Origin of the sequence: Intestinimonas sp. MSJ-38, from assembly GCF_018917925.1 — a bacterium.
Taxonomy (GTDB): Bacteria; Bacillota; Clostridia; order Oscillospirales; family Butyricicoccaceae; genus Pseudobutyricicoccus.
This window is the reverse complement of sequence record NZ_JAHLPO010000011.1, coordinates 44,794-58,879: the sequence shown is the minus strand read 5'-3', so window position 1 is coordinate 58,879 and position 14,086 is coordinate 44,794. Positions and strand designations below refer to the sequence as shown.

Below are 14,086 nucleotides of genomic sequence, written 5' to 3'. Positions count from 1 at the left end.
GCCCTGTCCCCGCCGTTTTATTCCGCAAGGAGGAGAATGGATGATGGTTGGAAAAAAGAATCTCCGCCAAAGGCTCACCGGCTTTTTGCTGGCCGCCTTGATGCTCTTTTCTCTTATGCCTCCGGCGATGGCTGAAGGAGAAGATGCAGGGAAGGAGTCGGGAGCAGGGAAAGTCACATACACAGCCGCATTGAGCAATAACTCTCTTCCCACCATGAAAGTGGAAGAAACCGCAACATTGTCGGTCACGGTGAGCAAAAAAACTGTTGATGGTGCAAGCACTGTCATGGATTGGGACGCATTTCAGGCGGACAAGGGTACGATTGAATGGAAAGTAAAAGCGGGAGATGGAAACCGCATTAAAGTGGAGCCCACAGAAAATTCCTTTGATGCCACTGTGACAGCAGTAGGGGTGGGGGAAACTACTCAGACAAAGCCGGCTACTTTGACGGTGACAGTGAAAATCGGTGGTCAAACTATAGGGCCAATGGCCTGTGAAGTCACCGTTTCTCCCTCTGATCCGGCAGGTGTGAAAATCTCCCCGGATACGGTGGAAGTGGCGCCGGGAAAAACAGCTACTTTACAAGCAACGGTATCTCCCACTACAGCACCTCAGGAGGTAACTTGGGCCACATTGGATCCCAATATTGCTTCTTTGAGCAGTAGTGATAAGCTGACTACGGTTGTCACCGGCCACAATGCGGGTAAAACTCAAATCACAGCCTCATCGACCACCAAGGTGGCCTCGGCCACCGTCGTTGTCCAGGGTATTGTGCTCAAAGATAGTGCCATCACCCTTTTTGAAGGGGAAAACTACACCCTGAGGTGTGATATTTTCGGCAATCAGCTGGGCAGGAATGTGGAATGGACCAGCAGCGATACCAATGTGGTGGCGGTGAGCAACGGGTATCTTATGCCGAAAAAAGAAGGCAAAAGCACCATCACGGCCAAAGTGGTGAACACCACTTATACGGCAAAGTGCGAGGTCACCGTCAAACGGAACACCGCTCAGGTGATTTCCCGGTCGGTGGAGGCCGGGCAGCCTTTGGAGTTTTCTCAGGTGGAGTCGGCCATCAGCACCCAATGCCAGAATGTGCTGGGCCGGTCCCTCAGCTATGTCAGCGGCCTGACGGTGAGCACTCGCCAGGGAACGCTGTATTACCGTTATCAAAATGAGGGGGATACCGGTTTTGGCGTAGGCACTGGAGAAAGATATTATCTTTCTCCCTCGCTGGGACAGATGGGCCTGTCCGATGTGACCTTTGCGCCCAAGGACGATTTCAGCGGCACGGCCGTGATCAATTATACCGGTTATGCCGATGGCAGTACCTTCTTCCAGGGAACCATTGAAGTGCGGGTGGGAGAGTGGGAGGAAATCTATTATTCCACTAAGGGAAATCAGCCGGTGCAGTTTGTCGCTGACGATTTTAACCGCCTGTGCAAAGTTTATAAAGGGCGGGATCTGGACAGTGTGGTCTTTTCTCAGCCGGACAACCAGGCCGGCGGGCTGTATTACCAGTATATCTCCGCTCAGCAGCCAGGAACCAAAGTGGATTCTGCAAAACAGTACCGGCGCAACGGTACGCCCAGCCTGTCCAATGTGTACTTTGTGCCTGGCGGCAACTATCAGGGAGAAGTGATCGTGCCCTATACGGCCTATGATGTGAATGGAAGCTCTTTCCGGGGCCGGGTGAAGATCAAGATCAATGCCGCCGATTTGCAGGGAGATCTGAACTACTCCATCTCCCAGGGCGGAAAGCTCACATTCTCCGACACCGATTTCAACAACCTGTCCCGGCAGGTCACCGGATATTCCTTGGACTATGTGCGCTTTACCCTGCCTGCTTCTTCTGTGGGCACATTGTACTATAATTACACTTCCAGCGGTTCCTATGACAGCCGTGTTGCCGCAGGAAGCAGCTATTATCGCACTTCTTCTCCCTATTTGCGTCGGGTGACCTTTGCGGCCAACAGCAGCTACTGGGGTACAGCGGCCGTGGAATTTACCGCATGGGACATCAACGGCAACCGGTTCACCGGCAAAGTGGAGATTGCTGTAGGAAAGATCGGCCGGGGCAGCGTGCGCTATTCGGCGTACAGCAACGGCAAAGTGACCTTTGATGACAAAGATTTCAACAGCGTCTGCAAAGAGATCACCGGCGGTACCCTGAGCTATGTGCGTTTTGAGCTGCCTTCTTCTTCCGAAGGCACGCTGTATTATACCTACACCTCCAGCGGCTCCTATGACAGCAAGGTGTCCTCCAGCAAAAATTATTACCGCTCGTCCTCGCCCTATTTGGATCGGGTAACTTTTGTGCCCAAAAGCGGCTTTATCGGTACGGTGTCCATTCCCTACACCGCCTGGAATACGGCCGGGGTGAAGATGGAAGGCACGGTGGAGATCGGAGTGGAAACCGGCAGCAGCCAGGTGAACTACCAGGTGACCAGCGGCGGCGGAGTGATTTTTAACGATGCCGATTTCAATCAGATTTCTCAGCATATGACCGGCCGGAATCTGAATTATGTACGCTTTACCACCCTGCCGTCTTCTTCTTCGGGCACGCTGTATTATCAGAGCAGCAGTTCCAGCTCGAACAAAGCGTCCTCCTCCACCAATTATTACTTTACCCAAAGCCCCTATCTGGAAAAGGTGCGCTTTGAGACCAATAAGAATTTTTCCGGCACGGTGACCATTCCCTTTACCGGGTGGAGCACTGGCGGGGACAAATTCGAAGGCCAGGTGCGGATTTTGGTGGCATCCCCGGCTTCACCTACGGTGATTTCCTACACCACCAGCGGGGGAACGGTTTCTTTCCGGTCCGATGATTTCGTCCGGGCCTGCCGGGATCGGGGACTGGGCAGTCTGGTTTCGGTTACCTTTGACAGCTCCTCCAGCGATGGCGGACGCCTCTACTATCGCTACGAAGGGTTGGGTAGTTCTTCCAGTCAGGTGACGGAAAATACGGTGTATTACCCCTCCTCCAGTCCTTCTGTTTCGGAAGTGACCTTCGTGGCCAGATCGGGATTCCAGGGTACCACTCGACTCACCTATCTGGGAAAAGACAGCTTGGGGAATGTCTATCAAGGACAGATCCGTATTACTGTACCCGGCAGCAGCGGGTCCCGGTATTTCACCGATATGGATGGTTATGCCTGGGCTGTGGGAGCCGTGGACAGCCTGTTCCAGGATGGCATCGTCACCGGCGTGGGCAGCGGCACTTACCAGCCGGCCGGACAGATTACCCGCGGGGACTTCATGCTCATGCTCTATCGGGCCTTCCCTCTGCCTGCGGTGGAGGGGGACGGCTTCTATGATGTGCCCCAGGACAGTTATTATGGCCGGGCCATTCGGGTGGCCCAAGGGGTAGGCATTGCCACCGGTTATCCCGACGGCGGCTTCCATCCCAAAGATCCGATCACCCGTCAGGATGCCATGGTGCTGCTCAAGCGGACCATGCAGGCCGTAGGCTGGAGTCTGGGAAGCGGAGACCAAAGCCTTCTTGATGGCTTCCGGGATGGAGCCCAGGTGTCTGCTTATGCAAGAGACGCCACGGCCACCATGGTGTACTACGGCATCATCACCGGTACGCCGGGAGGGATGCTGAATCCTCGCTCCAACATGACACGGGCCGAGATGGCCGTGGTGCTGGAAAGAGCCCTGACATTGTAAATTTTCCTCTATTATACCTGTAAGCCGCCCGCTTTCTTGAAAAGCGGGCGGCTTTTCAGCTTTTTGGTTCTTTTTTTATGGGAAAAAGAATAGAATCATATGGAAATGCAGGAGCAGAAGGCTGAAAATGGAAGGTGAAAAATTTACATTTTAGAGGGGAACACCTTGAAAAATCACGATATATACAGTAAAATAGGAGATAATGAGAAATTTATCTAATTGAACGGCAATATGGTGTTTTTAATGCACTGTATTGAAATTTTTTTTGTTGCTATTGTCGAATTTTGAAGAAAATAACAGCTCATCAGATGCAGGGAGGCGACAGGAAAATGGGATTGTTGGAGAGCAATTCAGCATTGATGCTGCAGCGGTCCATGAATTTTTTGTGGACGAAGCAATCATGCATTTTGGATAATATCGCAAATGCGGAAACCCCCAACTACAAAACAAAATACGCAACTTTTGAAGAATCACTGGACAACGCCATCCGTCAAGCGGCCGGGGAAAAGCAGGGCAAGAACACTGCATTTCGTGAGGCCATCGAGGATTCCCGGCTGGAAGTTCACCAGGCCCAGGAAAGCACGCGGATGGATGACAACGGCGTCAATATCACAGAACAGGCAGTGGAATTGGCCCGCAACGGCTATCAGCTGCAATATGTGATGGACTCTATTTCCAGCGATTTTTCCATTCTGCGCACGGCCATCCGGGGATAAGGAGGTTTTCCAATGGCTTTTTTGAGTTCGATGAATGTGGTGGGCTCTGGGCTGACGGCTCAGCAGCTGCGCCTGGATGTGGTGTCGGAGAACATCACCAATATGAATACCACCCGTACCGAAGGGGGCGGCCCTTACCGGCGTAAGGTGGTGGTGTTGGAGTCCCAAAGCAACCAGACCGCTTTCCAGGCCGCTTTGGAGCGGGCCCGGGGAAATCAGCCCCAGCAGCAGGGAGGTGTGCGGGTTACCGAGATCGCAGAAGATCCTTCGGATTTCAAGCTGGTCTATGACCCCACGCATCCCGATGCCAACGACCAGGGGTATGTGGAAATGCCCAATGTGGATCTGGTGAAGGAGATCGCCGATGCCATGGCGGCCAACCAGGCCTATTCGGCCAATGTGACTGCCTTTAATGTGCTGAAGCAAGTGACGGCCAAAGGGCTGGAGATTGGAAAATAATAAAAGAAACTCTCGATGGGGATGGGAAATATGAATGAAGTACAGACCATGAGCCCGATTCTTCCGCTGTGGGGAGACCTGTCTGGGGAAAAGACCGGTTCCGCCAGCGAAAATCAAGGGCCTTCTTTGCCTTTTGCCGATGTGTTCCGCCAGGCGGTGGACAATGTGAAGGAAACCGATGCGGCGAAAAACGAGGCCCAGTATCTGCTGGCCACAGGGCAACTGGACAATCCGGCCGAACTGACCATTGCTCAGACACAGGCCGCCATGTCGGTGGAACTGCTGGTGCAGCTGCGCAACAAAGCGTTGGATGCATACAGTGAACTGATGCGCATCAGCATGTAACATGCGTAATTTCATCCCGGAGCGGAGGCAAGGGCTGTGCAAGAAAAAATCAAAAGCTTTTTGAAAAAAGGAAAACAGCGCTGGACAAGCGCCGGGAAAAAGGTCAAGATCCTGTTGGTGGCGGCGCTTGTTGTACTGGTGGCCGCCATTGCAGTGGCAGTGGTGCTCAGCCAGAACAAAACCTATGTCACGCTGTTTACCGAACTGAATCGAAGCGATATGAGCGACATCGTGACCTATCTGTCGGACAACGGTGTCACCGATTATCAAATCAAAGATGACAGCACCATCCTGGTGCCGGAAGAACAGGAAGAAAGCCTGAAGGCCCAGCTTCTGATGCGGGGCTATCCCAATTCGGGCTTTGCCTATTCCACCTATTTTGACCATGTGGGCAGCCTGACCACCGAGGCCGAGCGGAACCAGCTGATCCTTTATGAATTGCAGGACCGGACCGCGGCGGTCATCCGCAGCATGGAAGGGGTAAAAGACGCCACAGTGCAGTTCACCCCCGGCGAAGACCGCACCTATGTGCTGGACAGCGGCAATGTGGTGGAGGCTTCGGCCTATGCCAAGATCACCATGAAGGATGGCGAGACGGTGAGCGACACGCTGGCCACCGGCATCCGCAATCTGCTGACCCGCTCTCTCCAGGGGCTCAGCGTGGAGAATGTGGTGATCGTGGACTCCTACGGCAACACCTATTCCGGTGAGGATGGTTTGAAGGATACCAAGGATACTTCGGCTCTCAAGATGCAGCTGGAGCAGCAGGTGAACAACCGGGTGCGTACCCAGGTGATGCAGGTGCTGGCCCCGCTGTATGGAGCGGAGAATGTGCAGGTCAGCGTCAGCAGTGTGGTGGATGTGGACCGCACTTATACCGATTCCGTGAACTACACCACCGAGGATTGGGCCCAGGACGGCAGTACCGATGGGGAAGGCATCATCGGCTCCAAGGTCTATGATATACAGGTGGCCGAGGGAGAAGGCGAGACGGCCGGCGGTACGGCGGGCACTACATCCAATGCGGATGTCCCCACCTATCCCGAAGATGAAAACGATGTCCAGGAAGGCCAGAACATCGTGGGCTCCAGCGGTGAGAAAAACTACCTGGTGGATACCGATAAGAAGCAGATCGAGCATGTGGCTGGCACTGTGAGCGATGTGATGGTGTCGGTGAGTATCAACGAAACCACCGCAGGGGATGTGGACGAAACTACTCTGTATCCCCATATCGCCCGGGCCGCAGGCATCGGGGAAGATGTGCAGCAGGACAAGATCCATGTAATGGTGGCCCCCTTCTATGAGAAAACGGTTTCCCCGCCGGATCAGGAAGGCCTGCAGGTGGAGATGTGGGTGATCTATGCCGCTCTGGGCGGTTTAGGCCTGTTTGTGGTGCTGCTGATCGTAGTGCTGCTTCTGGCCAAGCGACGGAAAAAGAAAAAGGCCGAAGCCGAGGCCCAGTTGGCCCTGGCCGAAGCCGCGCCCCAGCAGCCGGTCCCTGCCCCGGAGGGAGCGGATATCATGGAGATGCAAACCGAAAAAAGTGTAGAACTGCGCCAGGATGTGCGTAAATTTGCCGAAGATAATCCGGAAATCGCAGCTCAGATGGTGAAAGCCTGGCTGAAGGAAGGAGATGGAGCAGAATGAGTGAAGGCGCCGCACCGGCGAAAAGCTCCCATGGGCAGCAGCTGACAAGGCAGCAGAAAGCTGCGGCGGTGATCGTTTCCCTGGGGACGGAAAAAGCCTCTCAGCTCTATCAATATATGGACCCGGAGGATGTGGAGCAGCTCACTCTGGAGGTGGCCCGCCTGGGCTACCTGGACTCGGGAACCACCGAGGATGTGCTCAATGAATATTATCAGATGTGCCTGACCAACAAGGCGGTGACCGAAGGCGGGCTGGAATATGCCCGGGCGGTGCTGGAAAAGGCCTATGGCCCCCAGGCGGCCGACAACTTGTTGGAAAAGGTGACCAAGTCTTTGAAAAACAGGGAGTTCTCCTTCCTCAATAAGGCTGACGAGAAATCCCTCTACGCCGCCTTGCAGTATGAGCGGCCTCAGACCATCGCCCTGGTGCTTTCCTATGTGGACCCGGAAAAATCGGCGGCGGTCATCGAGGAGCTGGACCCTCAGTGCCAGATGAAGGTGGTGGAGAACATCGCCAACATGGAAAGCGCCTCTCCGGCGGCGGTGAAGATCATCGAAGCCGAGATGGAGAAGAAGTTCACAAACCTGATGGCCACCAACAATGTGAAGGTGGGCGGCGTGGACTATGTGGCCAAGATCATGAACAATCTGGACAGATCCAGCGAAAAGAGCATTTTCGATCGTCTGTCGGAGCACAACGGACAGTTGGTGGAGGAGATCCGCAAGCGGATGTTCGTCTTCGAAGACATTATCACCATGGACGACCGCTCGGTGCAGCGCTTTATCCGGGATTGCGATCCCCGGGATGTGGTGCTGGCCCTCAAGGGCAGCAACAGCGAGGTGGCCAGCAAGATCTTCAGCAATATGTCCACCCGTATGGCCCAGAGCATCCGGGACGACCTGGAGATCACCACCAATGTGCGTATCCGGGATGTGGAAGAGGCCCAGCAGCGTATTGTGGGCATCATCCGCGGCCTGGAGGAGCGCAACGAGCTGATTATCATCAAGGGCGGAAAGGACGATATCATTGCCTAACATTTTCAAAAGCTTCCTCAAGCCCGCTGTGAATCAGTATGTGTTCAAAGATGTGGACGATATCATCATAGAACCCCCGCCGCCTCCTCCGGAGGAAAATCCCCCGGAGCCTCCCAGGGAGCTGACCCCGGAGGAAAACGAGGAAAAAGCCAACGCCGACAGCGTCATCAGTTTTGCCAAAGTGCAGGCCGATGAGATTCTGGCTGATGCCCGCCGCCAGGCGGAGGAACTTTTGGAGCAGCAGCGTCAGAAGGGCGAAGAGGCGGCAGAGCAGGCCCGGCAGGAGGCCCAGAGCGAAGGCTATCGCCAGGGCTACGCCGAAGGGCTGCGCCAGGCCCAGGTGGAAGGAGCGGCCCACCTTCAGCAGGAGCTGGAGAACCAGGCCGCCCGGGTGAACGCCTTTTTGCAGGATGCCACAAGGGCCCGGGAAAATATGCTCATCGACACCCGCCGAGAGCTGGAAGAGCTGTGTCTGACCATTGCAGAAAAGGTCATCCATGTGAGCCTGAAAAGCAGCCGGGGAGTCATCGCCCGGATGATCCAGACGGCCACCGAAAAGCTGAAAAGGCGGGAATGGGTGCATATCTATGTAGGGGGCGTGGGAGCCAAGGAACTGGCTCAGATCACCCCGGAGCTGACAGGGGCGTTGTCCGGGCTTTCGGAGCACATCAAGATCGTGCCCATGCCCGAAGATGAATTGGGCACCTGCATTGTGGAGATGCCCGATTCCATCATCGATGCCAGCGCCTCCACCCAGCTGCAGAACATGCGGGAGATCCTCAGCGAAAATTAACCGGCCATAGGGAGGTGGACAGGGTGTTTGAAGAGGTGATCAAGCAGATCAAAGAAGCCGAAACGGTGAGCTACACCGGAAAGATCGAAAACATCGTGGGAATGTCCATCGAAGCCTCCGGCGGCCGGGCAGCCGTAGGGGATATCTGCCAGATCTATAACGGAAGCGCCGGTGGCCAGGTGATGGCCCAGGTGGTGGGATTCAAAAACGACCGTATCCTCCTGATGCCCTATTCCGACATGAGCGGCATTTCGGCGGGGAACTTTGTCCGTAACACCGGCCGGCAGCTGAGTTTGATGATGGGGCCTTTCCTCAAAGGCCGGGTTATCAACGCCCTGGGCCAGCCCATTGACGGCAAAGGTCCTTTCACCGGCGGCACCCTGTTCTGCGTGGAAAACAACCATTATGTCAACCCCATGGCCCGCCCGCCCATCCGGGAACGGATGGAGTTCGGCGTCAAGGCCATTGACAGTATGCTCACCATCGGCAAGGGCCAGCGTATCGGCATCTTTGCCGGCTCCGGCGTGGGCAAAAGTACCCTGATGGGTATGATCGCCAAAAATGTGAAGGCCGATATCAATGTGATCGCCCTGGTAGGCGAACGCGGCCGTGAAGTGCTGGAATTTATGCAGAAGGATCTGGGGGAAGAGGGCATGGCCCGCTCGGTTCTGGTGGTGGCCACCTCCGACCAGCCCGCTATGCTGCGCAAACAGTGCCCCTCGGTGGCTACCGGCATCGCCGAGTATTTCCGTGATCAGGGCCTGGATGTGCTGTTGATGATGGATTCCCTCACCCGTTTTGCCATGGCGCAGCGGGAAATCGGCCTGGCCGTGGGCGAGCCTCCGGTATCCCGGGGCTATACCCCTTCCATCTATGCCGAGCTTCCCAAACTGCTGGAGCGCAGCGGCAACTTCCAGAAGGGCTCTATCACCGGTGTCTACACCGTTTTGGTGGAAGGCGACGATACCAATGAGCCCATTGCCGATACCGTTCGGGGTATTTTGGATGGACACATCGTTCTGTCCCGGCGATTGGCCAACAGCAGTCATTTTCCCGCTATTGACATTGGAGCCAGCATATCCCGTCTGATGGCCGACATTGTTTCCGACGAACACAAGCAACTGGCCGCACGGATCCGGGATATTCTGGGCACTTATGAGAAAAACGCCGATCTGGTGTCCATCGGCGCCTATAAAGCAGGCACCAATCCCAAACTGGACATGGCCCTGAGTAAAATCGACGGCATTCAAAGCTTCCTGCGCCAAGGCGTGGACGAAGCGTTTACCTATGAAGAAGACTTGAACATGATGCGGAAGCTTTTGTAACGGAAAGAGGGAACAAGATTGAAAAAATTCCAGTTTTCCCTGGAGAGTGTGCTGGGCTACAAACAGCAGGTGCTGGAGAGCCTTCAGAATGAGCACGCCATCCTGATCCAGAAGATGCGGCAGCAGGAAGAACGGCTGCGTCAGATGGAAGAGAGCTACCGGGCGTGGAACGAGGAATTCCGTCAGGCGGAAATGGAAGGCATCACCGTGGCCGAGGTCATGCGTTATGAAAGCGGCCTGCGGTTCTGGGAAAAGGAGATCGCCCAGCAGCGGCAGACTGTGCTTCAGTGCCAGCAGGAAGCGGAGCAGAAACGCCGCCAGGTGGTAGCTGCCCGCCAGGAGACCGCATCCCTAGAGAAGCTCCGGGAGAAAAAGCAGGAAGAGTACCGCAAAGCGGTGCAGAAAGGTGAAGAGCTGTTCATCGAAGAAGTGGTGGCCGCCCAAAAGGCCATGGCCGCCCTGTCCTGATGACAGCATCCCCATTGAAAGGAGGTGAGACGATATGAATACCAACGATACACAGTGGATCATGCAGCTGACCCAGGCTATTTATGCCGCGCAGCAGAGTACAGCTTCCCGGCCGGTGAAAGATACCGCCCAGGACAAGGAGAAAAGCGATTTCCAGAACCTGCTGGAAAACAAAAAGGCAGAGGGAAACCAGCAGACCCCTTCGGAAGCCCCCGCAGAAAACGGCGGAGAGCAGATGGAGCAGGAGGCTGCTGTGCAAGGAGCTCCTGCCCAGGTTTTGCTGCCCTTTTTCCAGCAGATGCCGGTGATGCAGACTCAGATTCAGGGAGAAAGCAACCAGATGCCCATGGCCGAAGTGCTGCCGGTGGGAGCTGAGACTTTGCAGGGCGCAGAAATGGCCCAGCCGGTGCAGCAGGGTGCGGGTCAAGTGCTGGCCGGGGAAGAAATGCCCATTCTGGAGACACAGGGTGAGGAGATGGCCCAGGCTCAGCCGGTTCTCTCTCAGACCGATGGAGCGGTAGAGCAGCCTGTGGAAATGGTGAGCACTCAGGAGACTGTGGAAGCTCCCAAGCAGGCGGAAAACAACGGCGCGTTGTTCCAAAACGGAGCCGGGGATACAAAGCCGGAGGATGAAATCGTTCTTCAGGCCCAGGCCGGCAGCGTGGAACAGCCTTTGTTCCAGGAGACCCGGCAGATGCCCCAGAAGGTGGGACAGCCTGAAACACTGGATCTGGAAAGCCCGGATGTGGAAAATCAGCTGAACACCCGCATTACGCAGGCTTTGGAGCAGGACATTCAGAAAATGGAACTGCAGCTGGAGCCGGAAGGGCTGGGAAAACTGGTGATCCAGATGGAAAAAAGCCCGGAAGGCGCTTTGCATGTGGTGCTTCAGGCCAGCAATGAAACAGCGTTGCAGATGCTGAAAGATCATTCCGGTTCTTTAGGGCTCATGCTGCAAAACAGCCAGGCCGCTCCGGTGCGCCTGGAAGTACAGCGTCAGGACAACCCGGAACAGAATCCCTGGAATCAGCAGGAGCAAAACCAGAACCAGAATCATTCCCAGCAGCAACAGCAGCAGCGCCGTCAGGAAAATCGGCAGAGTGAGGATTTTCTCCAGAAACTCCGCCTGGGTCTGATGCCCGCCTGACAGCTAAGCGAGAAAGAAGGAACTTCATGAGCAATGATTTTATGCCTATGTCGCTGAACAGCCTGAATACGGCCTATAGCGCCAAGACCACAAGCCCCTCCATTTCTGATTTGGAGAGACAGGGCATCAATGTGATCGAACAAGGCAAGGACACCGGTCTGCAATTTGAGGATTTCCTCCAGCTGATGGTTCAGCAGCTGCAAAACCAGACCATGGACAACACCGCCGATACCAGTGAGATGCTCAATCAGCTGGTGCAGATGTCCACTGTGGAGATGCTTTCCACCGTCAAGGACGGCCTGGAAGCCTTGGTCAATGCCAGCACCCTGAACTATGCCGCATCCCTTGTGGGAAAAACGGTGACCGTGGGCCGGCTGGACGATGAAGGCAAACTGAAAGAAGTGGTGGGCACTGTAACAGGTACCGGCACCTACCAGGGTATGTCCGTCATCTTTGTGGATGGAGAAATGTATGCCCTCAACGATATCATGGCCATCGGCGAACTGCCGAAAAAACCGGAAAAGCCGGGGGAAGGCGGAGATGAAAACGGCCAGAAGACCCAAAGCGTAGGCTAAGGGTGACTGGGAAAGGAGAATGGGTATGATCGAACGGGTTGGACAGCAGCCGCTTTCCACCGTACATTCCCAGAGGCAAGAAACCTCGTCCCCGGGCGTATCCTTTGACGCCGCTCTGCGGCAGCAGATGCAGGCGCAGGAAGGTCAGGTGTCTTTTTCCAAGCATGCTATGGCCCGGGCCGAAGAACGAGGCATTCAAGTGACAACCGATCTTTTGGAGAAGCTCCATGGTTCGGTGGAAAAAGCGCAGGCCAAGGGCGCTATCAATATCCTGGCCCTGGACAGCAGTTTGGCATTCATCATCAATGTGCCCAACAGCCGGGTGATTACCACCATGTCCCAGGATGAAATGAAAGAAAATATTTTTACCAATATCGACGGCGCCGTGATCCTGTAATACAGAAGGCAGGACCGACAGGATGCCTTGGAGATCCGTCCGAATGACTGATTTTCGGCACGGTTTGCCGCGACGCAAAAAAGGAGAGAATAGAAGCATGGCTTTGGCAGGCTCTATGAGCGCGGGTATCTCCGCAATGAAAGCCCATATGGATGCATTGACTACGGTTGGCAACAATGTGGCCAATGTGAATACATATGGTTATAAACCGGGCAGAGTTACCTTTAAGGAGAGTATTTATTCCACCCAAGCCGCCGGTTCCAACGGTACAGAAACATTGGGCGGCACAAACCCCCGTCAGACGGGTTATGGCTGCAGCGTGGGCACCATCGATCTGGATATGTCCACTGTGAACATGGAAAGCACCGGCAATGCCCGTGACGCGGGTATCCAGGGAGATGGTTTCTTCCTTCTGGGCGACAAAAACGGTGTAGGCCTGGGGCCCTATACTGGTTTGATGCTGTCCAAAGTGGGCGATTTCCGGGTGGATGCCAATGGGTATATCACCGATGGCTATGGCAACATCGTCTATGGCTTTGCCACCTGCAACGCCGAAAAAGACGCCGCTGGAACTGTCACCAAGAAAGGGGAGGCTGGTCCCAGCGGCGAGGCCATCAGTACTCAGTTGGTGCCTCTCCGTCTGCCCTTGGCGGCGAAGGAAGCAGATAAACCGACTGGTGCAAAGGTGGGCGATGCCATCTTCCCCGGTGCAAAGGCAAATGATAAGAATGTCTATGGTGATTACGAAGGCAATCCTCCCATCAGCTATAACAGCCTGAGCATCGGAGCTGACGGCAAGATCACCTGCAACAACGACAAAACCGGCGATCCGGTGGTGGTTGGCTATATTGCACTGGCCACAGTGACAAACCCCAGCGGCCTGACCCATACCGAAGGGCCTTACTACAAGGCGATGGAAGGCTGCGGCGATATGAGCGTTTTTGCTCCCAATGGCTCTTTGGCAGGGCAGTATCTGAACAATGCGGAAGGAACCGATAAAGCTACTATGGAAACCATGCTGGGCGAGGGCGGCCCTGCGCTGCTGCCTGGCTTCCTGGAGGCTTCGGGCACCGATCTGGCCTCTGAGTTTTCCAACATGATCATTTATCAGAGGGGCTACCAGGCCAACACCCGCATCGTCACCGTGACCGACACGATGCTGGAAGAACTGGTGAACATGAAGCGGTAACGCCGCAAATAAGTATTCCCATTGATCGTTTCCGCCGGGCCGGGAGGCCGGCCCGGCGGAAAAAAGAAAAGCAGGAGGGAACATCTATGATCCCATTGCAGAAAATGAATGGTGAGCGTTTTTTGCTCAATCACAATCAAATCGAACACATCGAACTGATCCCCGAAAGCAAAATCGTGATGATGAACCATGATTATTACATCGTGCGGGATTCGGTGGAAGACATCATTCGGAAAATTATGGATTATAATGCGAAAATAATGGACATTCACCGGGAAATCTCGGTGGAAGCGCCGCGGAGATAAGCTGGCCAAAAGGCAG

14 protein-coding genes are annotated in these 14,086 nt (G+C 55.0%); all 14 read left to right on the top strand.

The annotated features are described in order from the left end of the window. The first annotated feature begins 40 nt into the window (after nt 1-40). Nucleotides 41-3,670, top strand: a complete 3,630-nt coding sequence (locus KQI26_RS08525; RefSeq protein WP_253292756.1) for an S-layer homology domain-containing protein — start codon at nt 41-43, stop codon at nt 3,668-3,670. 329 nt (nt 3,671-3,999) lie between these two features. After that, a complete protein-coding gene (flgB, locus tag KQI26_RS08520) occupies nt 4,000-4,386 on the top strand; it encodes a flagellar basal body rod protein FlgB (protein ID WP_216504083.1) in 387 nt (128 codons plus the stop codon). A gap of 12 nt (nt 4,387-4,398) precedes the next feature. Further along, a complete protein-coding gene (flgC, locus tag KQI26_RS08515) occupies nt 4,399-4,845 on the top strand; it encodes a flagellar basal body rod protein FlgC (protein ID WP_216504082.1) in 447 nt (148 codons plus the stop codon). A gap of 30 nt (nt 4,846-4,875) precedes the next feature. Continuing rightward, nucleotides 4,876-5,190, top strand: a complete 315-nt coding sequence (locus KQI26_RS08510; RefSeq protein WP_216504081.1) for a flagellar hook-basal body complex protein FliE — start codon at nt 4,876-4,878, stop codon at nt 5,188-5,190. A gap of 36 nt (nt 5,191-5,226) precedes the next feature. Next, nucleotides 5,227-6,837, top strand: a complete 1,611-nt coding sequence (gene fliF, locus KQI26_RS08505) for a flagellar basal-body MS-ring/collar protein FliF (RefSeq protein WP_216504080.1) — start codon at nt 5,227-5,229, stop codon at nt 6,835-6,837. Next, nucleotides 6,834-7,871, top strand: coding sequence for a flagellar motor switch protein FliG (gene fliG / locus KQI26_RS08500; RefSeq protein WP_216504079.1), 1,038 nt, complete (start codon nt 6,834-6,836; stop codon nt 7,869-7,871). Before fliF ends, fliG begins: the two co-directional genes overlap by 4 nt. Further along, nucleotides 7,864-8,664 carry a FliH/SctL family protein gene (locus tag KQI26_RS08495; RefSeq protein WP_216504078.1) on the top strand — a complete coding sequence of 267 codons (801 nt, stop codon included), beginning with the start codon at nt 7,864-7,866 and terminating at the stop codon, nt 8,662-8,664. Before fliG ends, KQI26_RS08495 begins: the two co-directional genes overlap by 8 nt. Nucleotides 8,665-8,687: 23 nt before the next feature. Further along, a complete protein-coding gene (locus KQI26_RS08490) occupies nt 8,688-9,989 on the top strand; it encodes a FliI/YscN family ATPase (protein ID WP_216504077.1) in 1,302 nt (433 codons plus the stop codon). Nucleotides 9,990-10,007: 18 nt separating this feature from the next. Next, the gene (fliJ, locus tag KQI26_RS08485; protein WP_216504076.1) at nt 10,008-10,457 is read left to right on the top strand and encodes a flagellar export protein FliJ; all 450 of its coding nucleotides are present in this window, start codon (nt 10,008-10,010) and stop codon (nt 10,455-10,457) included. Nucleotides 10,458-10,491: 34 nt separating this feature from the next. Further along, nucleotides 10,492-11,604: a flagellar hook-length control protein FliK gene (locus tag KQI26_RS08480; protein ID WP_216504075.1), complete on the top strand. Its 1,113-nt coding sequence runs from the start codon at nt 10,492-10,494 to the stop codon at nt 11,602-11,604. Nucleotides 11,605-11,630: 26 nt separating this feature from the next. After that, nucleotides 11,631-12,179, top strand: coding sequence for a flagellar hook assembly protein FlgD (locus KQI26_RS08475; RefSeq protein WP_216504074.1), 549 nt, complete (start codon nt 11,631-11,633; stop codon nt 12,177-12,179). A gap of 25 nt (nt 12,180-12,204) precedes the next feature. Continuing rightward, complete coding sequence (locus KQI26_RS08470; protein ID WP_253292755.1) at nt 12,205-12,576, top strand: TIGR02530 family flagellar biosynthesis protein; 372 nt, start codon at nt 12,205-12,207, stop codon at nt 12,574-12,576. Between the two features lie 97 nt (nt 12,577-12,673). Beyond that, complete coding sequence (locus KQI26_RS08465) at nt 12,674-13,765, top strand: flagellar hook-basal body complex protein (protein ID WP_253292754.1); 1,092 nt, start codon at nt 12,674-12,676, stop codon at nt 13,763-13,765. Between the two features lie 86 nt (nt 13,766-13,851). Further along, the gene (locus KQI26_RS08460) at nt 13,852-14,070 is read left to right on the top strand and encodes a flagellar FlbD family protein (RefSeq protein WP_118747234.1); all 219 of its coding nucleotides are present in this window, start codon (nt 13,852-13,854) and stop codon (nt 14,068-14,070) included. The last annotated feature ends 16 nt before the right edge of the window (nt 14,071-14,086 follow it).

Coding starts and splice junctions, on each gene's coding strand:
- KQI26_RS08525 (WP_253292756.1), top strand. CDS start 41: ATGATGGTTGGAAAAAAGAATCTCCGCCAAAGGCTCACCGGCTTTTTG.
- flgB (WP_216504083.1), top strand. CDS start 4,000: ATGGGATTGTTGGAGAGCAATTCAGCATTGATGCTGCAGCGGTCCATG.
- flgC (WP_216504082.1), top strand. CDS start 4,399: ATGGCTTTTTTGAGTTCGATGAATGTGGTGGGCTCTGGGCTGACGGCT.
- KQI26_RS08510 (WP_216504081.1), top strand. CDS start 4,876: ATGAATGAAGTACAGACCATGAGCCCGATTCTTCCGCTGTGGGGAGAC.
- fliG (WP_216504079.1), top strand. CDS start 6,834: ATGAGTGAAGGCGCCGCACCGGCGAAAAGCTCCCATGGGCAGCAGCTG.
- KQI26_RS08480 (WP_216504075.1), top strand. CDS start 10,492: ATGAATACCAACGATACACAGTGGATCATGCAGCTGACCCAGGCTATT.
- KQI26_RS08475 (WP_216504074.1), top strand. CDS start 11,631: ATGAGCAATGATTTTATGCCTATGTCGCTGAACAGCCTGAATACGGCC.
- KQI26_RS08470 (WP_253292755.1), top strand. CDS start 12,205: ATGATCGAACGGGTTGGACAGCAGCCGCTTTCCACCGTACATTCCCAG.
- KQI26_RS08465 (WP_253292754.1), top strand. CDS start 12,674: ATGGCTTTGGCAGGCTCTATGAGCGCGGGTATCTCCGCAATGAAAGCC.
- KQI26_RS08460 (WP_118747234.1), top strand. CDS start 13,852: ATGATCCCATTGCAGAAAATGAATGGTGAGCGTTTTTTGCTCAATCAC.